The sequence below is a fragment of the Streptomyces sp. NBC_00859 genome, assembly GCF_045161865.1.
GTDB lineage: Bacteria > Actinomycetota > Actinomycetes > Streptomycetales > Streptomycetaceae > Streptomyces.
The window spans coordinates 1,701,344-1,720,549 of sequence record NZ_CP108826.1 but is presented as its reverse complement, the minus strand read 5'-3'; the positions used below and the strand labels follow the sequence as shown (position 1 = coordinate 1,720,549).

The window sequence follows — 19,206 nt, the reverse complement described above, 5'->3', positions numbered from 1 at the left end:
GGCGGCACGGCCGGACACGCGCCGCTCATCCCTTTTGGGGGTGAGCGGCGCGGGCGGGGGACAGGATGGGGGGCATGGGATTCCATGTCGACTCCGAGGCGGGGCCGCTGCGCCGCGTCATCCTCCACCGCCCGGGTCTGGAACTGAAGCGGCTGACCCCCAGCAACAAGGACGCACTCCTCTTCGACGACGTGCTGTGGGTCCGCAGGGCCCGCCAGGAGCACGACGGGTTCGCCAACGTGCTCCGTGAGCGGGGAGTGGAGGTGCATCTCTTCGACGATCTGCTCCGCGAGTCACTGGAGGTGCCCGAGGCCCGCACACTCATCCTGGACCGGGTTTTCGACGAGAAGGAGTACGGCCCTCTCGCCACCCACCACCTGCGGACGGTCTTCGACGAGCTGTCCGTCGGAGACCTGGCGGAGGTGCTGGTCGGGGGGATGACGAAGCGGGAGTTCCTGGAGCGGTACCAGGAGCCGGTCTCGGTCCGCTTCCACGTGATGGATCTGGACGACTTCCTCATCGACCCGCTGCCGAACCACCTCTTCACCCGGGACACCTCCGCCTGGATCTACGACGGTGTCTCGATCAACGCGATGCGCTGGCCGGCGCGCCAGCGCGAGACCGTCCACTTCGAGGCGATCTACCGCCATCACCCCCTCTTCACCGGGTCCGGCCCCTTCCACCACTGGTCGCAGGGGCAGGTCGACTACCCGTCCACGATCGAGGGCGGCGATGTCCTCGTCATCGGCAACGGCGCGGTCCTCATCGGGATGAGCGAGCGGACCACCCCGCAGGCGGTGGAGATGCTGGCGCGCGGACTCTTCGCGGCCGGTTCGGCCCGCACGATCGTGGCTCTCGACATGCCCAAGCGGCGGGCCTTCATGCATCTGGACACCGTGATGACGATGGTCGACGGAGACACCTTCACCCAGTACGCGGGTCTCGGGATGCTCCGCTCGTACACCATCGAACCGGGCGACGGAGGACGGGAGCTCAAGGTCAGCGACCACCCTCCGGAGCAGATGCACCAGGCCATCGCCGGGGCGCTGGGGCTGAGCGGGATCCGGGTGCTGACCGCGACGCAGGACGTGCACTCCGCGGAGCGCGAGCAGTGGGACGACGGCTGCAACGTCCTCGCGGTCGAGCCGGGCGTGGTCGTGGCGTACGAGCGGAACTTCACCACCAACACGCATCTGCGCAAGGAGGGCATCGAGGTCATCGAGATTCCCGGCAGCGAGCTGGGGCGGGGCAGGGGCGGTCCGAGGTGCATGAGCTGCCCGGTTCAGCGCGATGCCGTATAGTGATGCGTTCACACGCATAGAATTCCACTATCTGGTCTTCGCGACCCAGGAGCAGTCACCATGGCGATAGACCTCGCAGGCCGCCACTTCCTCAAGGAGCTCGACTTCACCGCGGAGGAGTTCCGCGCCCTGGTCGGGCTGGCCGCCGAGCTCAAGGCGGCCAAGAAGGCAGGCACCGAAGTGCAGCGGCTGCGCGGCCGGAACGTCGCTCTGATCTTCGAGAAGACCTCGACCAGGACGCGCTGCGCCTTCGAGGTGGCCGCGGCCGACCAGGGTGCGTCGACGACGTATCTCGATCCCTCGGGCTCGCAGATCGGGCACAAGGAGTCCTTCAAGGACACCGCGCGGGTGCTAGGCCGGATGTTCGACGCCATCGAGTACCGCGGCGACAGCCAGTCGCAGGTCGAGGAGCTCGCCGCGCACGCCGGGGTCCCCGTCTACAACGGTCTCACCGACGACTGGCACCCCACTCAGATGCTGGCCGATGTGCTCACCATGACCGAGCACAGTGACAAGCCGCTGGAGAGTATCGCCTTCGCCTACCTCGGCGACGCCCGCTTCAACATGGGCAACTCCTATCTGATCACCGGCGCGCTGCTGGGCCTGGACGTCAGGATCGCCGCCCCGCGTGCCTACTGGCCCGCCGCGGAGGTCGTCGCGCAGGCCCGCGAGCTGGCCGCGGCCGGCGGCGGGACCGTCACCCTCACCGAGGACATCGCCGAGGGCGTCCTGGGCTGTGACTTCGTCGTCACCGACGTCTGGGTGTCGATGGGGGAGCCGAAGGAGGTCTGGGCCGAGCGCATCGCCGCGCTCGCCCCGTACGCCGTGACGATGGACGTGCTGCGCGCCACCGGAAACCCGCAGGTGAAGTTCCTGCACTGCCTGCCGGCCTTCCATGACCTCGACACCCGCGTGGGGCGGGAGATCCATGCGCAGTTCGGGCTGAGCGAGCTCGAAGTCACCGACGAGGTCTTCGAGTCGGAACACTCGGTCGTCTTCGACGAGGCCGAGAACCGGATGCACACGATCAAGGCGGTCCTGGTCGCCACCCTGGCGGGCGAAGGATAGCCATGCGCCCAATTGGGTGAATATGCGATAAGGCGGATACTATGTCGTCTCCTGGTGGGGTTCGAGCTCGCACGCTCGAACCCCACTTCGCTGTGTGTACCGCTGTTGTGCGCCACTCTGCGCACGTCCGGAAAGAGACCCCCGCCGCCATGCGCTCCCCCCGTCCCTCAGGACCGCGTTCTCCCCGCCCGTCGGGGCTGCGTGTCAAACCGCCCGAACTCCTGATCGCCGAATCCGGGGCGGATCTGGAGGGTCACGGCCTCCGCCGCACCATGGGGCTCTTCCAGCTGGTGTGCTTCGGCGTCGGGGCGATCGTGGGGACCGGCATCTTCGTCGGCCTCTCCGACACCGTGGCCAAATCGGGCCCCGCGGTCATCGTCTCGTTCGTACTCGCCGCTGTCACCTGCGTCTTCACGGCGTTCTCGTTCGCCGAGCTGGGCGGCGCCATCCCGGTCTCCGGCAGCTCGTACTCCTTCGCGTACGCCACGCTCGGCGAGCGCACGGCGTTCCTCGTCGGCTGGTGCCTGTTCCTCGAGTACGGCATCTCGGTGAGCGCGGTCGCCGTCGGCTGGAGCCAGTACCTCAACGAGCTGCTGAACAGCGTCGTCGGATGGCAGCTGCCCGCCGCGCTCTCCAGTGGTCCGGGCGACGGCGGAGTGATCAATCTCCCGGCGGTCGTGGTGATCGGACTCGCCGCCGTGCTGCTGGTGCGCGGTGTCCGCGAGAGCGCCCGCGCCACGGCCGCGATGGCCGTACTGAAGATCGGCATCCTGCTGGTCTTCTGCGCGGTCGCCTTCACGGCTTTCCGGGACGGCCATCTGGTGCCGTTCGCGGCCGACGGCGTCGGCGGCATCACGTCAGGTGCCTCGATCGCCTTCTTCTCGTACATCGGGTTCGACGCGATCACCACGGCGGGTGAAGAAGTCCGGAACCCGCGGCGCAACATCCCGCTCGCGATCATGATCTGCATCGGAATCGTCACGGTGCTCTACTGCGCGGTCGCGGTGGCCGCCATCGGGGCGTTCGGCGCGCGCGCCGTCGCCGACCGGCCTGCCGCTCTCTCCCTGATCGTCAACCAGGTCACCGGTTCCACGGCCGGCGGCGGTGTGATCGCGTTCGGCGCGGTCGTCGCCATCGCATCGGTGGTCCTCGCCGTGATGTACGGGCAGACCCGCATCCTGATGTCGATGTCCCGTGACGGGCTCGTCCCCGCGGTCTTCGAGAAGGTCTCGCCGAAGACCTCGACGCCCGTCTCCAACACCTGGATCGTCGCGACCGTGGTCGCCGTCCCCGCCGCGTTCTCCTCGCTCGACGTCGTGGTCAACCTGACCACCATCGGCGCGCTGGCCACGATGGTGGCGGTGAACGTCGCCGTGGTCGCGCTGCGCCGCAGCCACCCCGCGCTCCCGCGTACCTTCCGGGTGCCGCTGTTCCCCGTCAGCCCCGTGCTCGGGGTCGGGTTCTGCGTGTATCTGATGTACGGGACGGGCTGGCGGACGTGGCTCCAGTTCGCGGTGTTCCTGCTGGCCGGGGCCGCTGTCTACGCCGGGTACGGCCGCCGTCACTCCCGGCTCAGTCCGGCGGCCCCGCCGGGAGAGTGAACCAGACGGCCTTGCCGTGCTCGGTCGGGCGGTGCCCGTACGAGGAGCTGAGCGTACGGATGAGGAGCAGGCCCCGGCCGTGCTCCTGCCAGGGGTCGGGCGGGCCGGTGGGGGGCGTCCTGACCAGATCGCCGGGCGGCACCGGGTCCCGGTCGTGCACCTCGACCTGGCAGCCCGTGTGCAGGACCTCGACGACCAGCTCGATCGGGTCGCTGCCGAGCGTGTGCTCCACGGCGTTGGCGACCAGCTCGGACGTGAGCAGTTCGGCCGTGTCGGAGTCCGCGGCCTCCTGACCCTCGATGTCGGCGAGCACCGTACGGATCAGGGCGCGCGCTATCGGCACCGCGGCCGCGGTGTGCGGCAGCGCGATGCGCCAGGAGGCGGGGCGCGAGGTGTCCGGCACGGCTGGTGTTCCGTTCGGTGTGGAGGGGGTTGTCCTGATTTCAACGATACGGAGCCCGGGGCGTTGCGAGTAGAGGCAGCGGCCCGGAGGAAAAGGGACCTGCGCCACATTCTGACGGGACTTCCGGGAAGAGGCCCGGTCGTCTTCTTTATCGCGTACTCGTGACGGTAGTCACGGGAGAGTGATAATTTGATGGAGCACGCAGCCCTTTCACCGGGTCTCCGGCCGGCTTCGGACGAGTCCCCCGACCGAAGGAGGCCGCACACCATGAGCCCCTTTACCGGCTCAGCAGGCCGTGTGGAGCACTGGGACCACCTCCGTGTGACCAGGCAGGACGGCGTCGCCACGGTCACGTTCGCGCGCCCCGGGAAGATCAACGCACTCACCTTCGGCGCCTACGCGGATCTGCGCGATCTGCTCGCCGAGCTGTCCCGCGAGCGGTCGGTGCGGGCTCTGGTCCTCGCGGGTGAGGGCCGCGGATTCTGCTCGGGCGGGGACGTCGAGGAGATCATCGGCGCGACCCTGGCCCTGGACACCGCTCAGCTCCTCGACTTCAACCGGATGACCGGACAGGTCGTCCGGGCGCTGCGCGAGTGTCCCTTCCCGGTGATCGCCGCCGTGCACGGGGTCGCGGCGGGCGCCGGCGCGGTCCTCGCGCTGGCCGCCGACTTCCGGGTCGCCGATCCGAGCGCCCGTTTCGCGTTCCTCTTCACCCGGGTGGGACTGTCCGGCGGTGACATGGGCGCCGCCTATCTGCTGCCGCGCGTCGTCGGCCTCGGGCACGCGACCCGGCTGCTGATGCTGGGCGAGCCGGTCCTGGCACCCGAGGCCGAGCGGATCGGCCTGATCAGCGAGCTGGCCGGAGAAGGACAGGCCGACGAACGGGCCGCGGCGCTGGCCCAGCGGCTCGCCGCGGGCCCGGCGCTCGCGTACGCGCAGACCAAGGCACTGCTCACCGCCGAACTCGACATGCCGCTCGCCGCCGCCGTCGAACTGGACGCGGCCACGCAGGCGCTGCTCATGAACGGCGAGGACTACGCCGAGTTCCATGCCGCCTTCACCGAGAAGCGGCCCCCGAAGTGGCAGGGGAGGTAGCCGTGGCTGCCGGTACGGGGGAGCGCGCCGGGTCCGCCCTGCGGATCGCGGTCGTCGGCGGCGGCCCCGGCGGCCTCTACGCTGCCGCGCTCCTCAAACGGCTCGATCCCGCCAGGTCCGTCACCGTCTGGGAGCGCAACGCCCCCGACGACACCTTCGGTTTCGGCGTCGTCCTCTCCGACGAGACACTCGGCGGTATCGAGCAGGCGGACCCGGTGGTCCACCGCGCGCTCCAGGACGAGTTCGTACGGTGGGACGACATCGACATCGTCCACCGCGGCACGACCATGACCTCGGGCGGCCACGGCTTCGCGGCGCTCGGCCGGCGCAGGCTCCTGGAGATCCTGCACGAACGCTGCCGCGCCCTGGGCGTACGGATCCGCTTCCGCACCGAGGCGCCACCGCCGGACGAACTGGCCAGGACACACGACCTGGTGGTCGCGGCCGACGGTGTGCACAGCGCCACCCGGCAGGCCTACGCCGGGGCCTTCGCCCCCCGGGTCACCACCCACCGCTGCCGCTACATCTGGCTCTCCGCTCCCTTCGCCTTCGACGCCTTCCGCTTCGAGATCGCCGAGACCGCGCACGGTGTCATGCAGCTGCACGGCTACCCGTACGGTCCCGACGCCTCCACCGTCATCGTCGAGATGCGCGAGGAGGTCTGGCGCGCCGCAGGACTCGACCGCTGCGACGAGAAGGAGTCCTCCGCGCGGTGCGCCGAGGTCTTCGCCGACGCGCTCGGCGGCCGGCCGCTCACCGGCAACAACTCCGCCTGGACCGCGTTCCGTACGGTGGTCAACGACCGCTGGTCGCACGGCAACACGGTGCTGATCGGCGACGCGGCCCACACCGCCCACTTCTCCATCGGCTCCGGCACCAAGCTCGCCGTCGAGGACGCTCTCGCGCTGGCTGCGAACATCGGTGAACAGCCCGACCTTCCGTCGGCCCTCGCCGCGTACGAGAGCGAACGGCGTCCCGTGGTCGCCTCCACCCAGCGGGCCGCCGCGGCCAGTCTGGAGTGGTTCGAGCACCTGGACATGTATCTCGGCCAGCCGCCACGGCAGTTCGCCTTCAACCTGCTGACCCGCAGCCGCCGTGTCACGCACGGCAATCTGCGGCTGCGCGACACCGCCTTCACGGACACGGTGGAGCGGGACTTCGGCTGCCCGGACGGGACACCGCCGATGTTCACACCGCTGCGCCTCCGCGGTCTCGGACTGCGCAACCGCGTCGTCGTCTCGCCCATGGACATGTACTCGGCGCACGACGGTGTCCCCGGCGACTTCCACCTCGTCCATCTGGGCGCCCGAGCGCTCGGCGGCGCCGGGCTGGTGATGACCGAGATGGTGTGTGTGAGCGCCGAAGGCCGCATCACCCCCGGCTGCACCGGCCTCTACACGCCTGAGCAGGCCACGGCCTGGCGCCGCGTCACCACCTTCGTGCACGAGCAGTCACCCGGCACCGCCATCGGGGTCCAGCTCGGGCACTCCGGCCGCAAGGGCTCCACCCGCCTCATGTGGGACGGCATGGACGAGCCACTCCCGGCAGGCAACTGGCCGCTGTCGGCGGCGTCCCCGCTCCCGTACCGTCCGGGCGTCAGCCGGGTCCCGGCGGAACTCGACGCGGCCGGGCTCGCCGCGGTCCGTGAGCAGTTCACCGATGCGGCCGGCCGCGCCGTGCAGGCCGGCTTCGACCTGCTCGAACTGCACTGTGCGCACGGCTATCTGCTCTCCGGCTTCCTGTCCCCGCTCACCAATCTGCGCACCGACGGCTACGGGGGCTCCCTCCGGGGCCGGCTCCGCTTCCCGCTGGAGGTCTTCGACGCGGTACGGGCCGTCTGGCCCGAAGACCGGCCGATGACGGTCCGTATATCGGCGGCCGACTGGGCCCCCGGCGGCACGACCCCTGACGAAGCGGTCGGGATCGCCCGCGCCTTCGCGGCCCACGGGGCCGACGCGATCGACGTCTCGACGGGCCAGGTCGTCCCCGGTGAGGAACCCGCGTACGGCCGCTCCTACCAGACCCCGTTCGCCGACCGCATCCGCAACGAACTGGACGTCCCGGTGGTCGCGGTGGGCGCCATCTCCTCCTGGGACGACGTCAACTCGCTGCTGCTGGCCGGCCGTGCGGACCTCTGCGCCCTGGCCCGCCCGCACCTCTACGACCCGCAGTGGACCCTGCACGCGGCGGCGGAACAGGGATACGAGGGCCCGGCCGCCCCCTGGCCGCTCCCGTACCGGGCGGGCAGCCGTGCCCGCAGGACCGGCAGGACGGACGCCCCCAGGCCCAGGCTCACGCTTCAGTGACCCCCCGCAGCCTGAACCGCTGCAGCTTCCCGGTGGCCGTCCGCGGCAGCGCGTCCAGAAACGACACCTCCCGGGGGCACTTGTACGGAGCCAGCACGGACTTCACGAACTCCCGCAGCGCTTCCGCGTCCCGTTCCGCACCCTCCCGCAGCACCACGTACGCCACCACGACCTCCCCGCGGTCCACGTCCGCCCGCCCTATGACCGCCGTCTCCACCACGTCGGGGTGACGGAGCAGCGCATCCTCGACCTCCGGGCCCGCGATGTTGTACCCGGCAGAAATGATCATGTCGTCGGCCCGTGCGACATAGCGGAAGTAGCCGTCCGGGTCCCGTACATACGTGTCACCCGTGAGGTTCCATCCCTCCCGTACGTACGCGGACTGCCGCTCGTCGGCGAGATAGCGGCACCCCACAGGGCCGCGCACCGCGAGCAGACCCGGCTCGCCGTCGGCCAGCGGGTGACCCGCCCGGTCCACTATGCGCGCCTCCCACCCGGGTACCGGCACCCCCGTGGTCCCCGGCCGGACAGCCCCGTCCGCCGCGGAGATGAAGATGTGCAGCAGCTCCGTCGCCCCGATGCCGTTGATGATGCGCAGCCCGGTCCGCTCGTGCCAGGCGTGCCAGGTGGCCGCGGGCAGATTCTCCCCGGCCGATACACAGCGGCGCAGGGCGGAGACGTCGTACGCGTCGAGCTCGTCGAGCATCGTGCGGTAGGCGGTCGGCGCGGTGAACAGCACCGACACCCGGTGCTCGGCGAGTGCGGGCAGCAGCTGCCGGGGTCCGGACTTCTCGAGCAGCAGGGCGGACGCGCCCGCCCGCAGCGGAAAGACCACCAGACCGCCCAGGCCGAAGGTGAAGCCGAGCGGCGGGCTGCCCGCGAAGACATCGTCGGGCCGCGGCTTCAGGACGTGCCGGGAAAAGGTGTCCGCGACGGCCAGCACGTCCCGGTGGAAGTGCATGCACCCCTTCGGACGCCCGGTCGTCCCCGATGTGAAGGCGATCAGCGCGACATCGTCGCAGGAGGTGTCCACGGCGGTGTAGGCGGACGGCCGGGCCTCTGCCAGCCGCAGCAGGTCGTCCGGGGCCTCACCGCCGTATGTGGTGATCCGCAGCCCGGGGGCCTCCGCCTTCACCAGCTCGTCGACGGACCGGACGTCGCAGAGCGCATGGCTGATCCGGGCGATCGCGCACACCGTCCCCAGTTCGTGCGCACGCTGGGTGGCCAGCACGGTCACCGCCACCGCTCCCGCCTTCATCACCGCGAGCCAGCAGGCGGCCAGATGCGGTGTGGTGGGACCGCGCAGCAGTACCCGGTTGCCCGGCACGACCCCGAGATCCGATGTGAGGACGTGGGCGATACGGGCGACCTCGGCCTGGAGTTCGCCGTACGTCCACAGCTCACCGGCGCCGGTGCGGAAGACGGGGCGGTCGGCGCCGAAGCGTTCCACCGTCCGGTCCAGCAGCTCCGCGCCGCAGTTGAGCCGGTCCGGGTAGACCGGTCCGGGCATATCGAGGAGCAGCCGGGGCCACTGGTCGGCGGGCGGCAGCTGCTCGCGGGGAAAAGTGTCGACGTGCGCTGAGGTTTTCAGCTCCATCACAGGATCGCCCCCTTAGGCGGCATCGCACATGGAGCGTATCGTTTGCGTGACGACAGTCAACGGGTCACGATAGAGGGGATCGGGGATGACCGCATTCGCACTGGACCCTGGCCAGGAGAAGTGGTGCGCCGAACTGCGCACCCTCGCCGCCGAACGGTTCGTCCCGCTCGCGGCAGCGGGGGAGCCGGGCCGTGTCAACCGCCCCCTGGTCGCCGCCCTCGGTGAATACGGCCTGCTGGAGCGGCTGTTCGACGCCGGAGCGCTCGACCTCTGCCTGCTGCGCGAGTCCCTGGCGTACGGCTGCACCGAGGCTGAGACCGCCCTGGCCCTCCAGGGGCTCGGCAGCTACCCCCTCGTCCAGGCCGGCACCGCGCAGCAGCGCCGGCGGCTGCTCCCGGACGTGGTCGCGGGCCGGGCTGTCGCCGCTTTCGCACTGAGCGAGTCCGGCGCGGGGTCGGACGCCGCCGCCCTCGCGCTGAAGGCCGCACCGGACGGCCCGGGATGGCGTCTGACCGGTGGTAAGTGCTGGATCTCCAACGCGCCCGACGCCGACTTCTACACGGTCTTCGCCCGTACGACCGAGGGCGCCGGAGCCCGTGGGGTCACCGCGTTCCTGGTACCCGCCGACCGGCCAGGCCTGACCGGCTCCCGCCTCGACATGCTCTCGCCCCACCCCATCGGCACACTGGACTTCGACGGTGTCCCGGTCGGGCCCGAGGACGTCCTGGGTGAACCGGACCGCGGCTTCCGGGTCGCCATGAACACCCTCAACCTCTTCCGTCCCAGCGTGGGAGCCTTCGCGGTCGGCATGGCGCAGGCGGCGCTGGACGCGACGCTCGTCCACACCTCCCGGCGCACCGCGTTCGGCGGCCCGCTGAAGGACCTGCAGACCGTGGCCCACCAGGTGGCCGAGATGGCGACCCGCACGGAAGCCGCACGCCTGCTGGTCCACGCGGCCGCTGCCGCCTGCGACGCGGGCGCCCCCGGCATCGCGAAACGCTCCGCCATGGCCAAGCTGTTCGCCACCGAGACCGCACAGTACGTCGTGGACGCCGCAGTCCAGCTGCACGGCGCACGGGCCCTCCAGCGGGGCCACCTCCTCGAACACCTCTACCGCGAGGTCCGTGCCCCGCGGATCTACGAAGGCGCCACCGAGGTCCAGCGGACCATCATCGCCAAGGAGCTGTACGGATGAGTCTCGACCGCGTCAATCCGCCGGAACTCTCCCCGCCCACCGGGTTCTCCCACGCCGTCGCCGCCACCGGGACCCGGCTGGTCTTCCTCGCGGGGCAGACCGCGCTGGACGGCGGAGGCGCCGTCACCGGGACCACACTCCCGGCCCAGTTCGAGGTGGCCCTCACGAACCTCCTGACCGCGCTGCGCGCCGCCGGCGGCGCCCCCGACGATCTCGCGCGCGTCACCGTGTACGCCACCGATGTCGCCGACTACCGCGCGCACGCCGCCCAACTGGGCCGCATCTGGCGGAAGCTGGCAGGGCGCGACTACCCGGCCATGGCGGTGGTCGGCGCCACGCGCCTCTGGGACGAGCAGGCCATGGTGGAAATCGACGGGGTCGCAGTACTGTCCTGACATGCCGGAGATCGAACTCGCCGCAGGCACCGTCGACTACGTGGACACCGGCGGCCCCGGCCCCGTAGTCGTCCTGCTCCACGGTCTCGTCCACGACGCCACCGTCTGGCGCAAGGTGATCCCGGGGCTGAGCCCCGACCACCGGGTGCTCGCCCCCACTCTTCCGTACGGGTCGCACCGCATCCCGATGCGCCGCGATGTGCCCCTGACCCCGGATTCCGTGGCGGAACTCATCGCCGAGTTCCTCGACCGGCTCGGACTGCGGGATGTCACCCTCGTCGAGAACGACTGCGGACGAGCCCAGTCCGTCGCCGCCCGTCACCCGGAGCGGCTCGCCCGGCTGGTCCTGACATCCTGCGAGGCCTTCGACAACTACCCGCCCGGAGTCCCGGGCAAGCTGATCTCACTGGCCTGCCGGGTGCCCGGCGGGATCAGCTTCCTGGCCCGCACGCTCGCGGTCAGGCCGATGCGCCGGCTGCCGGTCGGCATCGGGGCGCTCACCAAGCGGCCCGTCCCGGATGAGATCGTCGACGGCTGGCTGCGCCCGCTCCTCACCGACAAGGCGATCCGCGAGGACTTCCGCCGCTACGGACTGGGCGTACGCAAGGGGGAACTCCTGGAGGCCGCGGAGGGCCTGCGGACGTTCGGCAAGCCCGCGCTGGTCGTCTGGGCGGTCGATGACCTCATGATGCCCCGGGAGCACGGCCGGCGGCTTGCCGGGCTGCTGCCGCAGGGCAGGCTCCTGGAGATCGAGGACAGCCGCACACTGATCGCTGAGGACCAGCCAAAACAACTGACCGCGGCGCTGCGGGAGTTCATCGCCACGACGTAGGGCCGGGCCGGTGACATCAGCGGTACGCCGCCGCAGCCGCGTCATCCGGGGCGAGCCGTTCGATGACGACCACGGCCGCGTCGTCCCCCAGATGACCGTCGGCGTGCCGCAGCAGGTCGGCCCGCAAGTCCTCCAGCAAGGCGCCGGGGCTGTCGGAGCGGCACGACGGGACCCGGTCGGACAGCGGATAGAACCGGCCGGCCGGGTCCCGGGCCTCGATGACGCCGTCCGTGTACAGGAGCAGAACGTCACCGACGTCGAAGCGGAACGTCCGCGGCGTGAAATCGGATGCGCCGAGGGCCCCCAGGCCGAGAGGCGACGCGGGATCCGGGACGTCGAGCGGGCGCACCCGCCCGGACCGCAGCAGCAGGGGCGGCGGATGGCCGCAGCTGACCAGGCGGAGGTCCGCGCCGTGGTCCGGGATGTCGAGGACGGCCGCGGTCACGAACGTCTCCGTGCCCCCCTCGCCGTCCCCCTCCGACGTGAACTCTCGGTCGGCGGCGACGGTTGCCTCCAGCTGGGCCACCGCCCGCGGCAGGTCCGGTTCCTGGTGCGCCAGGGCTCTGAACGCACCCAGCACCTGCGCGGCTTCGCCCATCGCTTCGAGCCCCTTGCCCCGTACGTCTCCGATGATCACGCGGGTGCCCCCGGCCGTGCGCGCGATCGCGTACAGGTCTCCGCCGAGCTGCGCCTCCGCCTCCGCGGCCAGATAGAGGGAGGCGATGCGCAGTGTCCCGCTCCGCTCGGGAAGCGGCGGCATCACCACGCGTTGCACCACCTGCGCCACCGAGCGCAGGTGGGTCAACTCCAGCGCGTGCTGTTCCCTCAGGTGGGCGAAGAACGTGACGAAGACGGAGATCAGGAACAGCGCGATGATCTGGTACGTGTGGTTGAGGTCGCTGATGCTGGTGCGCACCACGGACACCAGCGTCTGGGCCAGGACGGCGACAGCGCCCACGAAGGCGGTCGCGCGGGCCCCGGCGAACGACGCCGTGAGCGCCGGAGCCGCCACGAGGAAAGGGCCGAGGTGGACATCGGGCGACGTGGTGATGTCCAGCACGGTGACGACGGCGATCAGCGCGAACGGCACCACCATGAGTGCCTTCGGATGCGGCCGGTAATCGTGGAGCGGGCGCAGTACCCGCAGCGGGCTCATATCTCTGGATACCTCACAGGATCCACGTTCGCCTGTCCGCGGCCCGTCCGCCGGGTGTGCGGATCCCGGCTCCCGGCGGAACGGGCGTGGATAGGGTGACGGGCATGACCTGTCCCTCTGCGCGCGCCCGCCCGGTCACGGTCGCGTCCGGACCGGCGGACCGCCCCCGGCGGACAGCCGCCCGTTTCGCGGGCCGGCGCCATCCGGCTGCCGGTCCGGCGGACGCGTGACGGCCGTGCGCGGTGGACGCGCCCACGACGAGGAGCGGGCCCGCGTCGCCGCGTTCCGGGGATCGCTGGAGCTGGACAGCCTCGTCGACATCCACACCCACTTCATGCCGGACCGCGTGCTCGCCAAGGTATGGGCGTACTTCGACGCGGCGGGGCCGCTCGTGGGGCGCCGCTGGCCGATCGCCTACCGGGAGGAGGAGCAGCGCCGCCTGGAATTGCTGCGGGGCTTCGGCGTCCGGGCCTTCACGTCCTTGCTCTATCCGCACAAGCCGGGCATGGCGCGGTGGCTCAACGACTGGGCCGCGGATTTCTCCGCCCGGACCCCGGACTGTCTGCACTCGGCGACGTTCTTCGCCGAGCCGGCCGCCCTCGCGGACGTCGGGCGCGCGCTGAGCCAGGGCGCGCGGTTGTTCAAGTGCCATGTGCAGGTGGGGGGCTTCGACCCCGGCGACCCACTGCTCGACGCGGTCTGGGGCTTGCTGGCGGACACCGGCACACCCGTGGTGACGCACTGCGGGTCGGGCCCCGTGGCCGGCGCGTTCACGGGACCGGGCCCGATCGCGGCACTGCTTGCCCGGCACCCGGGGCTTCGCCTGGTCGTGGCGCACCTCGGGATGCCGGAGTACGAGGAGTTCCTCGGGCTGGCCGAGCGCCACGAGCACGTCATGCTGGACACCACGATGGCGTTCACGCCCTTCAGCGAGGCTGCCGCGCCCTTCCCGCCGGCCGCGCTGCCCCGCCTCGCCGACCTGCGGGAGCGCGTGCTGCTGGGGACGGACTTCCCCAACATTCCCTACTCCTACGCGGAGGCACTGGAAGCGCTGGAAGCCACCGGCCTCGGGGCGCGCTGGCTGCGCGCGGTCTGCCACGACAACGCGGCGCGGCTGTTCTCGCTCTGACCGTCCGCCGCGGTCGCGGGCAGGCCCAGGACGCGCCGGATGCGGGTGTATCGCGGTGGTATGCGGTTGTATCCCCCTGTACGGAATGACTCATTCGTCGTGGGAGGAAGCACCTTGCCCGCCAGCCCGAGTGTTCCCGTGTCTCCGGACCGGCGCGCCGAACCACTGCAACGGCTGCTGTTCGGCGGCATCTACGGAACGATTCTCGCCAGCGCGCTGGCAGCCGCACTGGACAACGACAACGGGCACCCCGACCCCGGGTACGACGCCCTGTGGGTGCTGCTCACGTCCCTGGCGTCGGCGGGGGCACACGGTTACGCCCATGCCATCGCCCACCGGACAGCAGACGGGGCGGCGGTCACCAGCAGCGTCGTACGGTCGGTGCTGACCGAATGGCCGCTGACTGCCGCGGTGCTGCCCACGGTGGCCGCCCTGCTCGGCGCGCACGCGGGCTGGTGGAACGAGGACGCCGCGATCGGGGTCGCTCTGACGATCAACACGGTGGCACTGTTCGGCTGGGGCCTGTGGGCCGCGCGCGTGGCGGGCAGAGGCTGGGCGAGGTCGTGCCGTACGGGCTGCGTGGACATGCTGCTCGGCCTCTTCATCGTGGCAGCGAACATCCTGAGCCACTGAGCCGGATGCCAGGTGCGCACGAGGTCCGATCTGCGCCAGGCGCGCAGATGCGGCTTCCCCCGACAACCGATGTGCGGGTCGCTGAAGCGCACTCTCCGCACAGACGGCGGACGAATCAGCCGCAAACCAGGAGCGTCACAACCATCAGTTGACCAGGCCTATGCTGGCTCCATGGATACCGAGGCGGTGCGATCGTTCGTCCGCGCAGCCGAGCTCGGACAGCTGCAACACGCGGCCGACGAACTCGGCGTAACGCAACAGGCCGTGTCGAAGCGTGTCGCGGCCCTTGAGCGCGGACTCGACGTCCGGCTGTTCACCCGCACGGCCCGAGGGGTCGAGCTGACACTCGACGGCCAGGCCTTCCTCCCGCATGCCAGGAACATCATCAATGGTGTCGACCGGGCCGTCACCGCGATCAAACCGGGCTCGCGGGCCCTTCGTATCGACGTTCTTGGGCTGCGATCCGCGCAGGCCGTCGTCCTGCACGACTATTGGCGGTCGCACCCGGGAACCGACCTGGACGTGGTGACCCTCAGGGTCAACGACCCGCGCACGGCCGTTGCCGCTGTCCAGGCGGGTGAGATCGACGCCTCGTTCCGCTCGGTCACCGACCCGGCCGCACTGCCGCGCGACGTGCGGATGATCCATGCCTTCGACTCCCCGCTGGAACTCGTCGTCGGCCCGCGGCACCCGCTCGCATCCGCACGGACACTGACACCGTCCCAGCTGTGCGGGCACCGGATCTGGGTGCCGGGCATCGCACCGCGAAGCGAATGGGCGGAGTTCTACGACGAGCTCACCACTGCCTTCGGCCTGCGGATCGACGCCGCGGGCCCGAACTTCGGCAATGAGGTACTGCTCGACATCCTCGCGGACTCCGCGGACGTGGCCACCCTCGTGGGCTCGCGGGACCGGTACATCTGGCCGACCAACTACGACCTGCGCCGCATCCCGGTCATCGGTCCGACGCTCGCATACCCGCTCTCGCTCATCCTCCCCCGGGCGAATCCACACCCGGGACTCCGGGCGATCGTCGACCACTTCGCTAGCCTGGCACCGCTCCCCGAGGCAGTCTGGCGTCCGTCCTGGGCACTGACACCACGCCGCAGCGCCCCGGACGCCGCTCCCTGACGGGCGGCCGTCGCCCCGCCGGTCAGCGCAGCCGGGCGTCTTGGGCGGATACGGCCCGGTACACCGCACCTCCGGTCGTCGCGGGCGGAGGGGGCCCGGCCCGGTGCCCGCTCACTACCTGCGGCCGCCCGCGCCAGGCCGCTCCCGGTCCGGTGCGGGCGGCCGCAGGATCTCAGTCTCCGGAGTTGTCGGCGTCGGCGTTGGCGTCCGCCGAGTCGGCCGCGTGCTGCGCGGCGTCCACCTTCTTCTGCATCTCGGGCAGCTGGTCCCGCGCCGGTGCGGGACTGCCGTGGCCGGCGGCCGGCGCCGCGCCGTCCGGCTGCGAGGAGTGCGAGCAGCCCGTGACGGTCAGGACGGGCACGGCGAGCGCGGCTGCCACCAGTACCGGCAGACGGTGGTTCATGACGCGGGGCTTCCCGCGGCCTTCTTGCCGTTGTTGTTCGCCTTGCACCAGGTCGAGACATCCTTCAGGTCCGGCAGCTTCTGCTTGAGACCGGGCAGCAACGCCTCGCGGGTGGTGAGGCGGTCACCGAGCAGCTTCGCGACGGCCGTGTGGTTCTTCTTCTTGGCGTTGGCGATGCGCTGTTCCAGGAATTTGACCGAGCCGCGTGTACTGGCCCCTGCCTCGATCTTCTTGATCCGGTTCGTGATCCGCTTGTCCAGCTTCGGCACCCGGTGGCACAACGCCTTCGCGCCGTCGCCCTTGGGAGTGTGGACGTGTGCGGCATCCGGCGACGGCGAGGCCGTGCCGGCCGCGAAGGAGGGCGCGGTGGTGGCCACCATGCCGGTGAGGACGAGTCCCGCGAGGGCCGCGGTCACGGTCGTCTTACGACGCTGCATGAGAACTCCGATCTGTGTGCTGAGCGGATACGCCTCGCGGCCCCTCCGCCGCGAGGCGGCGGGCCGCGTGAACAGCGAAAGTAGGAGCCGTTCTTGTGGTTTCTTTGTGAGGCGACGGACCGGGGGCAGCGATGCGACGACGTCCGGCGGGGCCGGGCGCACGGTCCACGGACTCCGCGGGGCGCGGTCTGCGGGGCGCGCTGCCGGCGGCCCGTCCGATCTGCCCGGAGGTCACGGACGTTCTTCGCCGGTCTCCCGTCGGTGCCCGGCGGTGTCCGTCAGCCAGTCACGGTGGGGCGGCAACGCCGCGTGGGATGTGCCGGCAGGTGCGAGGGGGAAGGTGACCTCGAAGCGGGCACCCTGGCCAACCGGGTTGTCCAGTACACGCAGGTGCGCACGGTGCAGCGCGATCTGCTGACCGACCAGGGTGAGGCCCAGGCCGTACCCCGGGCTGCCGGGACGGCGGTGGAACCGCCGCAGGATCGTCCGCCGCTGTCCCGGTGGCACGCCGGGTCCCCGGTCGTCCACGGTGAGGACCGCCGCCGGGGCGGCCCCGTCGCCGGACGGGCGCAGGGTCACGGTCACGTGTGTGCCGCTGTCGGTGGACCGGCCGTGAGTCAGGGCGTTGGACAGGAGGTTGTCCAGCAGCGAACGCAGCCCCGGCTGCCATCCGTGCACAGTCAGCCCCGGCTTAGCGCTGAACGTCACCTCGGCCCCGGGGTGACTTCGGCGCACATCGGACACGCAGGCGTCGGCCAGGTCGGCCAGGTCGACGGGTGCCAGCGCCTCCGCTTCGACGAGGTCTCCCTGGGCGAGCGACCGCAGCATCACCAGCAGCCCGACCAGCCGGCCATGCTCACGCCGCAGGTCGTCCACCGTGTCCCGGCGGTCCTGCGGACCGAGGTCCTGGAAAGCGCCGAGGATGTCGAGGTTGGTCTGCATGCTCATCAGCGGTGTGCGCAGCTCGTGGGAGGCGGCGGCGGCGAAGGACCGCGCGGTGGCGAGAGCCTCGACGGTGCGTGCCGCCTGCTCGTCGTAGCGCGCGAGGAAGGTTTGCAAGGTGTGCGCGAGATCATCCACCTCGGCGATCCTGGTCGGGGTGTGTTCCAGCCGGGCCGGGCCTGCGTGCGGGTCGAGACCTATGGTCCGCTGCTGGAGCCGCCGCAGCGGGCGTGCGGCGCCGGCGGCAGCCGCCCAGGCCAGCACCGCGGACAACGGCGCGGCGAGCACCGCGACGGTGATCACCCGGTTGCGTACGAGCTGGATCTGCGCCTGGCTCGCCGAGTCCGGGGAGAACAACCACAGCGTCCCGTGCACTCGCGCCCGCGGTTGGCCGCCCTTCACCGCAATGGTCATGACGCGCCATGTCTTCCCGTGGGACCGAACGCTGACCGGGTGCTTCGTCGTACCCGGCAGGGGCACGGAAGGGTCCGGCTGCGGGCCGTCCATGACGGTGCCGTCCGGACCGGTCAGCCGGATACCGATGTCCAAGGCGGAAGTGAACAGCTTTCGCTGGTGGGCCTGTTCGGCCTGCGGCCGGTCGTGGGAAGCGACCCGCAGCAGACCGCGGGCGGCCGTGGCCACGCTCCGGGCACGCTCGTCGAGCCGTTGATCGGCCTGCGTGTGCAGGTCTTTCGCGACCAGCCCCACCAGCACCCAGCCGGAGGCCACCACCAGCAGTGGCACCACCGCACCCACCACGAGCGCGATCCGGGTCGACAGCCTCACGAGTGCCGCCCGCTCGCGCCGCTCTCACCCTCGCGCAGGACGAAACCGACACCCCGCACGGTGTGCACGATCCTGGGCCGGCCGCCCGCCTCCAGCTTGCGCCGCAGATAGCTGACGAAGGTGTCCACCGCGTCGGTGCGAACCTCGAAGTCGTACCCCCATACCCGCTCCAGCAGCTGGTCGCGGGTGAGAACCAGCCCGGCGTTACGCGCCAGACACTCCAGCAGCTCGAACTCACGCCGGGTCAGGTCCAGCGGCCGGCCGTCCACGCTCGCCGTGCGCGACGCCGTGCTGAGAGCCAGCGGTCCGACTCGTACGCCATCGGTCGCGGCCGGTGGCCTGCGCCGCAGCAGTGCGTGCAGGCGCAGAACCAGCTCGTCCAGAGCGAACGGTTTGACGAGGTAGTCGTCGCCTCCTGCCTGCAGACCGGCCACCCGGTCCGTGACCTCGTCGAGTGCCGAGAGCATCAGCACGGGTATGTCTCTGCCGTCCCCGCGCAGACGTCTGCATACCGTGATGCCGTCGATATCAGGCATCGATATGTCCAGGACCACCACATCGGACGCCCGCTCCGCGAGGTGCTCCAGCGCGGCCCGGCCACCGTCCGCCAGGTCCACCGCGAACCCGTTCAACCGGAGACCCCGGCCCAGCGACCGCCGGATCGCAGCATCGTCATCCACCAGCAGGACCCGCCCCTGACCGGCCTTTGCGTCCATACCCGACTCCACCGCCTCGATCGACCACTGGGCATCATGCTCCACAGCGATTCTCACCCGGTGCATGCCCCGCGTAC

Annotated in this window: 18 protein-coding genes; 11 read left to right on the top strand and 7 right to left on the bottom strand. The window is 71.0% G+C overall.

All coding sequences use genetic code 11. The features are described 5' to 3' along the window. Positions 1-74 precede the first annotated feature (74 nt). From OG584_RS07070 to OG584_RS07060, 3 genes are all read left to right on the top strand, one after another. Complete coding sequence (locus OG584_RS07070) at positions 75-1,301, top strand: arginine deiminase (protein WP_405776151.1); 1,227 nt, start codon at positions 75-77, stop codon at positions 1,299-1,301. 60 nt (positions 1,302-1,361) lie between these two features. Further along, the gene (argF, locus tag OG584_RS07065) at positions 1,362-2,369 is read left to right on the top strand and encodes an ornithine carbamoyltransferase (protein ID WP_405776149.1); all 1,008 of its coding nucleotides are present in this window, start codon (positions 1,362-1,364) and stop codon (positions 2,367-2,369) included. 149 nt (positions 2,370-2,518) lie between these two features. Further along, on the top strand, positions 2,519-3,970 hold the full coding sequence (locus OG584_RS07060; protein ID WP_405776147.1) for an amino acid permease: 1,452 nt from the start codon (positions 2,519-2,521) through the stop codon (positions 3,968-3,970). On the opposite strand, the gene OG584_RS07055 is transcribed toward OG584_RS07060, so the two are convergent. Next, on the bottom strand, positions 3,942-4,373 hold the full coding sequence (locus OG584_RS07055; RefSeq protein ID WP_405776145.1) for an ATP-binding protein: 432 nt from the start codon (positions 4,371-4,373) through the stop codon (positions 3,942-3,944). The two genes, OG584_RS07060 and OG584_RS07055, sit on opposite strands and share 29 nt — an antisense overlap. Before the next feature lie 267 nt (positions 4,374-4,640). Here OG584_RS07055 and OG584_RS07050 point away from each other — a divergent pair, with 267 nt between their 5' ends. Together OG584_RS07050 and OG584_RS07045 are read left to right on the top strand one after the other, a co-directional pair. Further along, on the top strand, positions 4,641-5,468 hold the full coding sequence (locus OG584_RS07050; RefSeq protein WP_405776143.1) for an enoyl-CoA hydratase family protein: 828 nt from the start codon (positions 4,641-4,643) through the stop codon (positions 5,466-5,468). Between the two features lie 2 nt (positions 5,469-5,470). After that, positions 5,471-7,774: a bifunctional salicylyl-CoA 5-hydroxylase/oxidoreductase gene (locus OG584_RS07045; protein WP_405776141.1), complete on the top strand. Its 2,304-nt coding sequence runs from the start codon at positions 5,471-5,473 to the stop codon at positions 7,772-7,774. Here the strand turns inward: OG584_RS07045 and OG584_RS07040 are convergent. Continuing rightward, positions 7,761-9,371 (bottom strand): AMP-binding protein, encoded by a 1,611-nt coding sequence (locus OG584_RS07040; protein ID WP_405776139.1) that lies wholly within the window; start codon positions 9,369-9,371, stop codon positions 7,761-7,763. The genes OG584_RS07045 and OG584_RS07040 overlap by 14 nt on opposite strands. A gap of 88 nt (positions 9,372-9,459) precedes the next feature. Here OG584_RS07040 and OG584_RS07035 point away from each other — a divergent pair, with 88 nt between their 5' ends. The 3 genes from OG584_RS07035 to OG584_RS07025 are packed head-to-tail and all read left to right on the top strand — an operon-like array spanning position 9,460 to position 11,796. Then, complete coding sequence (locus OG584_RS07035; RefSeq protein WP_405776137.1) at positions 9,460-10,569, top strand: acyl-CoA dehydrogenase family protein; 1,110 nt, start codon at positions 9,460-9,462, stop codon at positions 10,567-10,569. Then, positions 10,566-10,964, top strand: coding sequence for a RidA family protein (locus tag OG584_RS07030; RefSeq protein WP_405776135.1), 399 nt, complete (start codon positions 10,566-10,568; stop codon positions 10,962-10,964). Before OG584_RS07035 ends, OG584_RS07030 begins: the two co-directional genes overlap by 4 nt. Before the next feature lies 1 nt (position 10,965). After that, positions 10,966-11,796, top strand: a complete 831-nt coding sequence (locus tag OG584_RS07025) for an alpha/beta fold hydrolase (protein ID WP_405776133.1) — start codon at positions 10,966-10,968, stop codon at positions 11,794-11,796. Positions 11,797-11,812: 16 nt separating this feature from the next. Here OG584_RS07025 and OG584_RS07020 read toward each other — a convergent pair whose 3' ends face one another. Continuing rightward, complete coding sequence (locus tag OG584_RS07020) at positions 11,813-12,952, bottom strand: PP2C family protein-serine/threonine phosphatase (protein WP_405776131.1); 1,140 nt, start codon at positions 12,950-12,952, stop codon at positions 11,813-11,815. Between the two features lie 226 nt (positions 12,953-13,178). On the opposite strand from OG584_RS07020, the gene OG584_RS07015 reads away from it, so the two are divergent. From OG584_RS07015 to OG584_RS07005, 3 genes are all read left to right on the top strand, one after another. Beyond that, on the top strand, positions 13,179-14,081 hold the full coding sequence (locus OG584_RS07015) for an amidohydrolase family protein (RefSeq protein WP_405776129.1): 903 nt from the start codon (positions 13,179-13,181) through the stop codon (positions 14,079-14,081). A 114-nt stretch (positions 14,082-14,195) separates the two neighbouring features. Then, positions 14,196-14,714, top strand: a complete 519-nt coding sequence (locus tag OG584_RS07010) for a hypothetical protein (protein ID WP_405776127.1) — start codon at positions 14,196-14,198, stop codon at positions 14,712-14,714. Positions 14,715-14,885: 171 nt separating this feature from the next. After that, positions 14,886-15,845: a LysR family transcriptional regulator gene (locus OG584_RS07005; RefSeq protein WP_405776125.1), complete on the top strand. Its 960-nt coding sequence runs from the start codon at positions 14,886-14,888 to the stop codon at positions 15,843-15,845. A gap of 172 nt (positions 15,846-16,017) precedes the next feature. On the opposite strand, the gene OG584_RS07000 is transcribed toward OG584_RS07005, so the two are convergent. The 4 genes from OG584_RS07000 to OG584_RS06985 form a co-directional block, all read right to left on the bottom strand. Continuing rightward, the gene (locus OG584_RS07000) at positions 16,018-16,248 is read right to left on the bottom strand and encodes a hypothetical protein (protein ID WP_405776123.1); all 231 of its coding nucleotides are present in this window, start codon (positions 16,246-16,248) and stop codon (positions 16,018-16,020) included. After that, positions 16,245-16,685, bottom strand: coding sequence for a hypothetical protein (locus OG584_RS06995; protein ID WP_405776121.1), 441 nt, complete (start codon positions 16,683-16,685; stop codon positions 16,245-16,247). The genes OG584_RS07000 and OG584_RS06995 overlap by 4 nt, the downstream gene beginning before the upstream one ends. A 231-nt stretch (positions 16,686-16,916) precedes the next feature. Then, the gene (locus OG584_RS06990; RefSeq protein WP_405776120.1) at positions 16,917-18,413 is read right to left on the bottom strand and encodes a sensor histidine kinase; all 1,497 of its coding nucleotides are present in this window, start codon (positions 18,411-18,413) and stop codon (positions 16,917-16,919) included. Then, on the bottom strand, positions 18,410-19,129 hold the full coding sequence (locus OG584_RS06985; protein WP_405783910.1) for a response regulator transcription factor: 720 nt from the start codon (positions 19,127-19,129) through the stop codon (positions 18,410-18,412). Before OG584_RS06985 ends, OG584_RS06990 begins: the two co-directional genes overlap by 4 nt. Positions 19,130-19,206 lie beyond the last annotated feature (77 nt).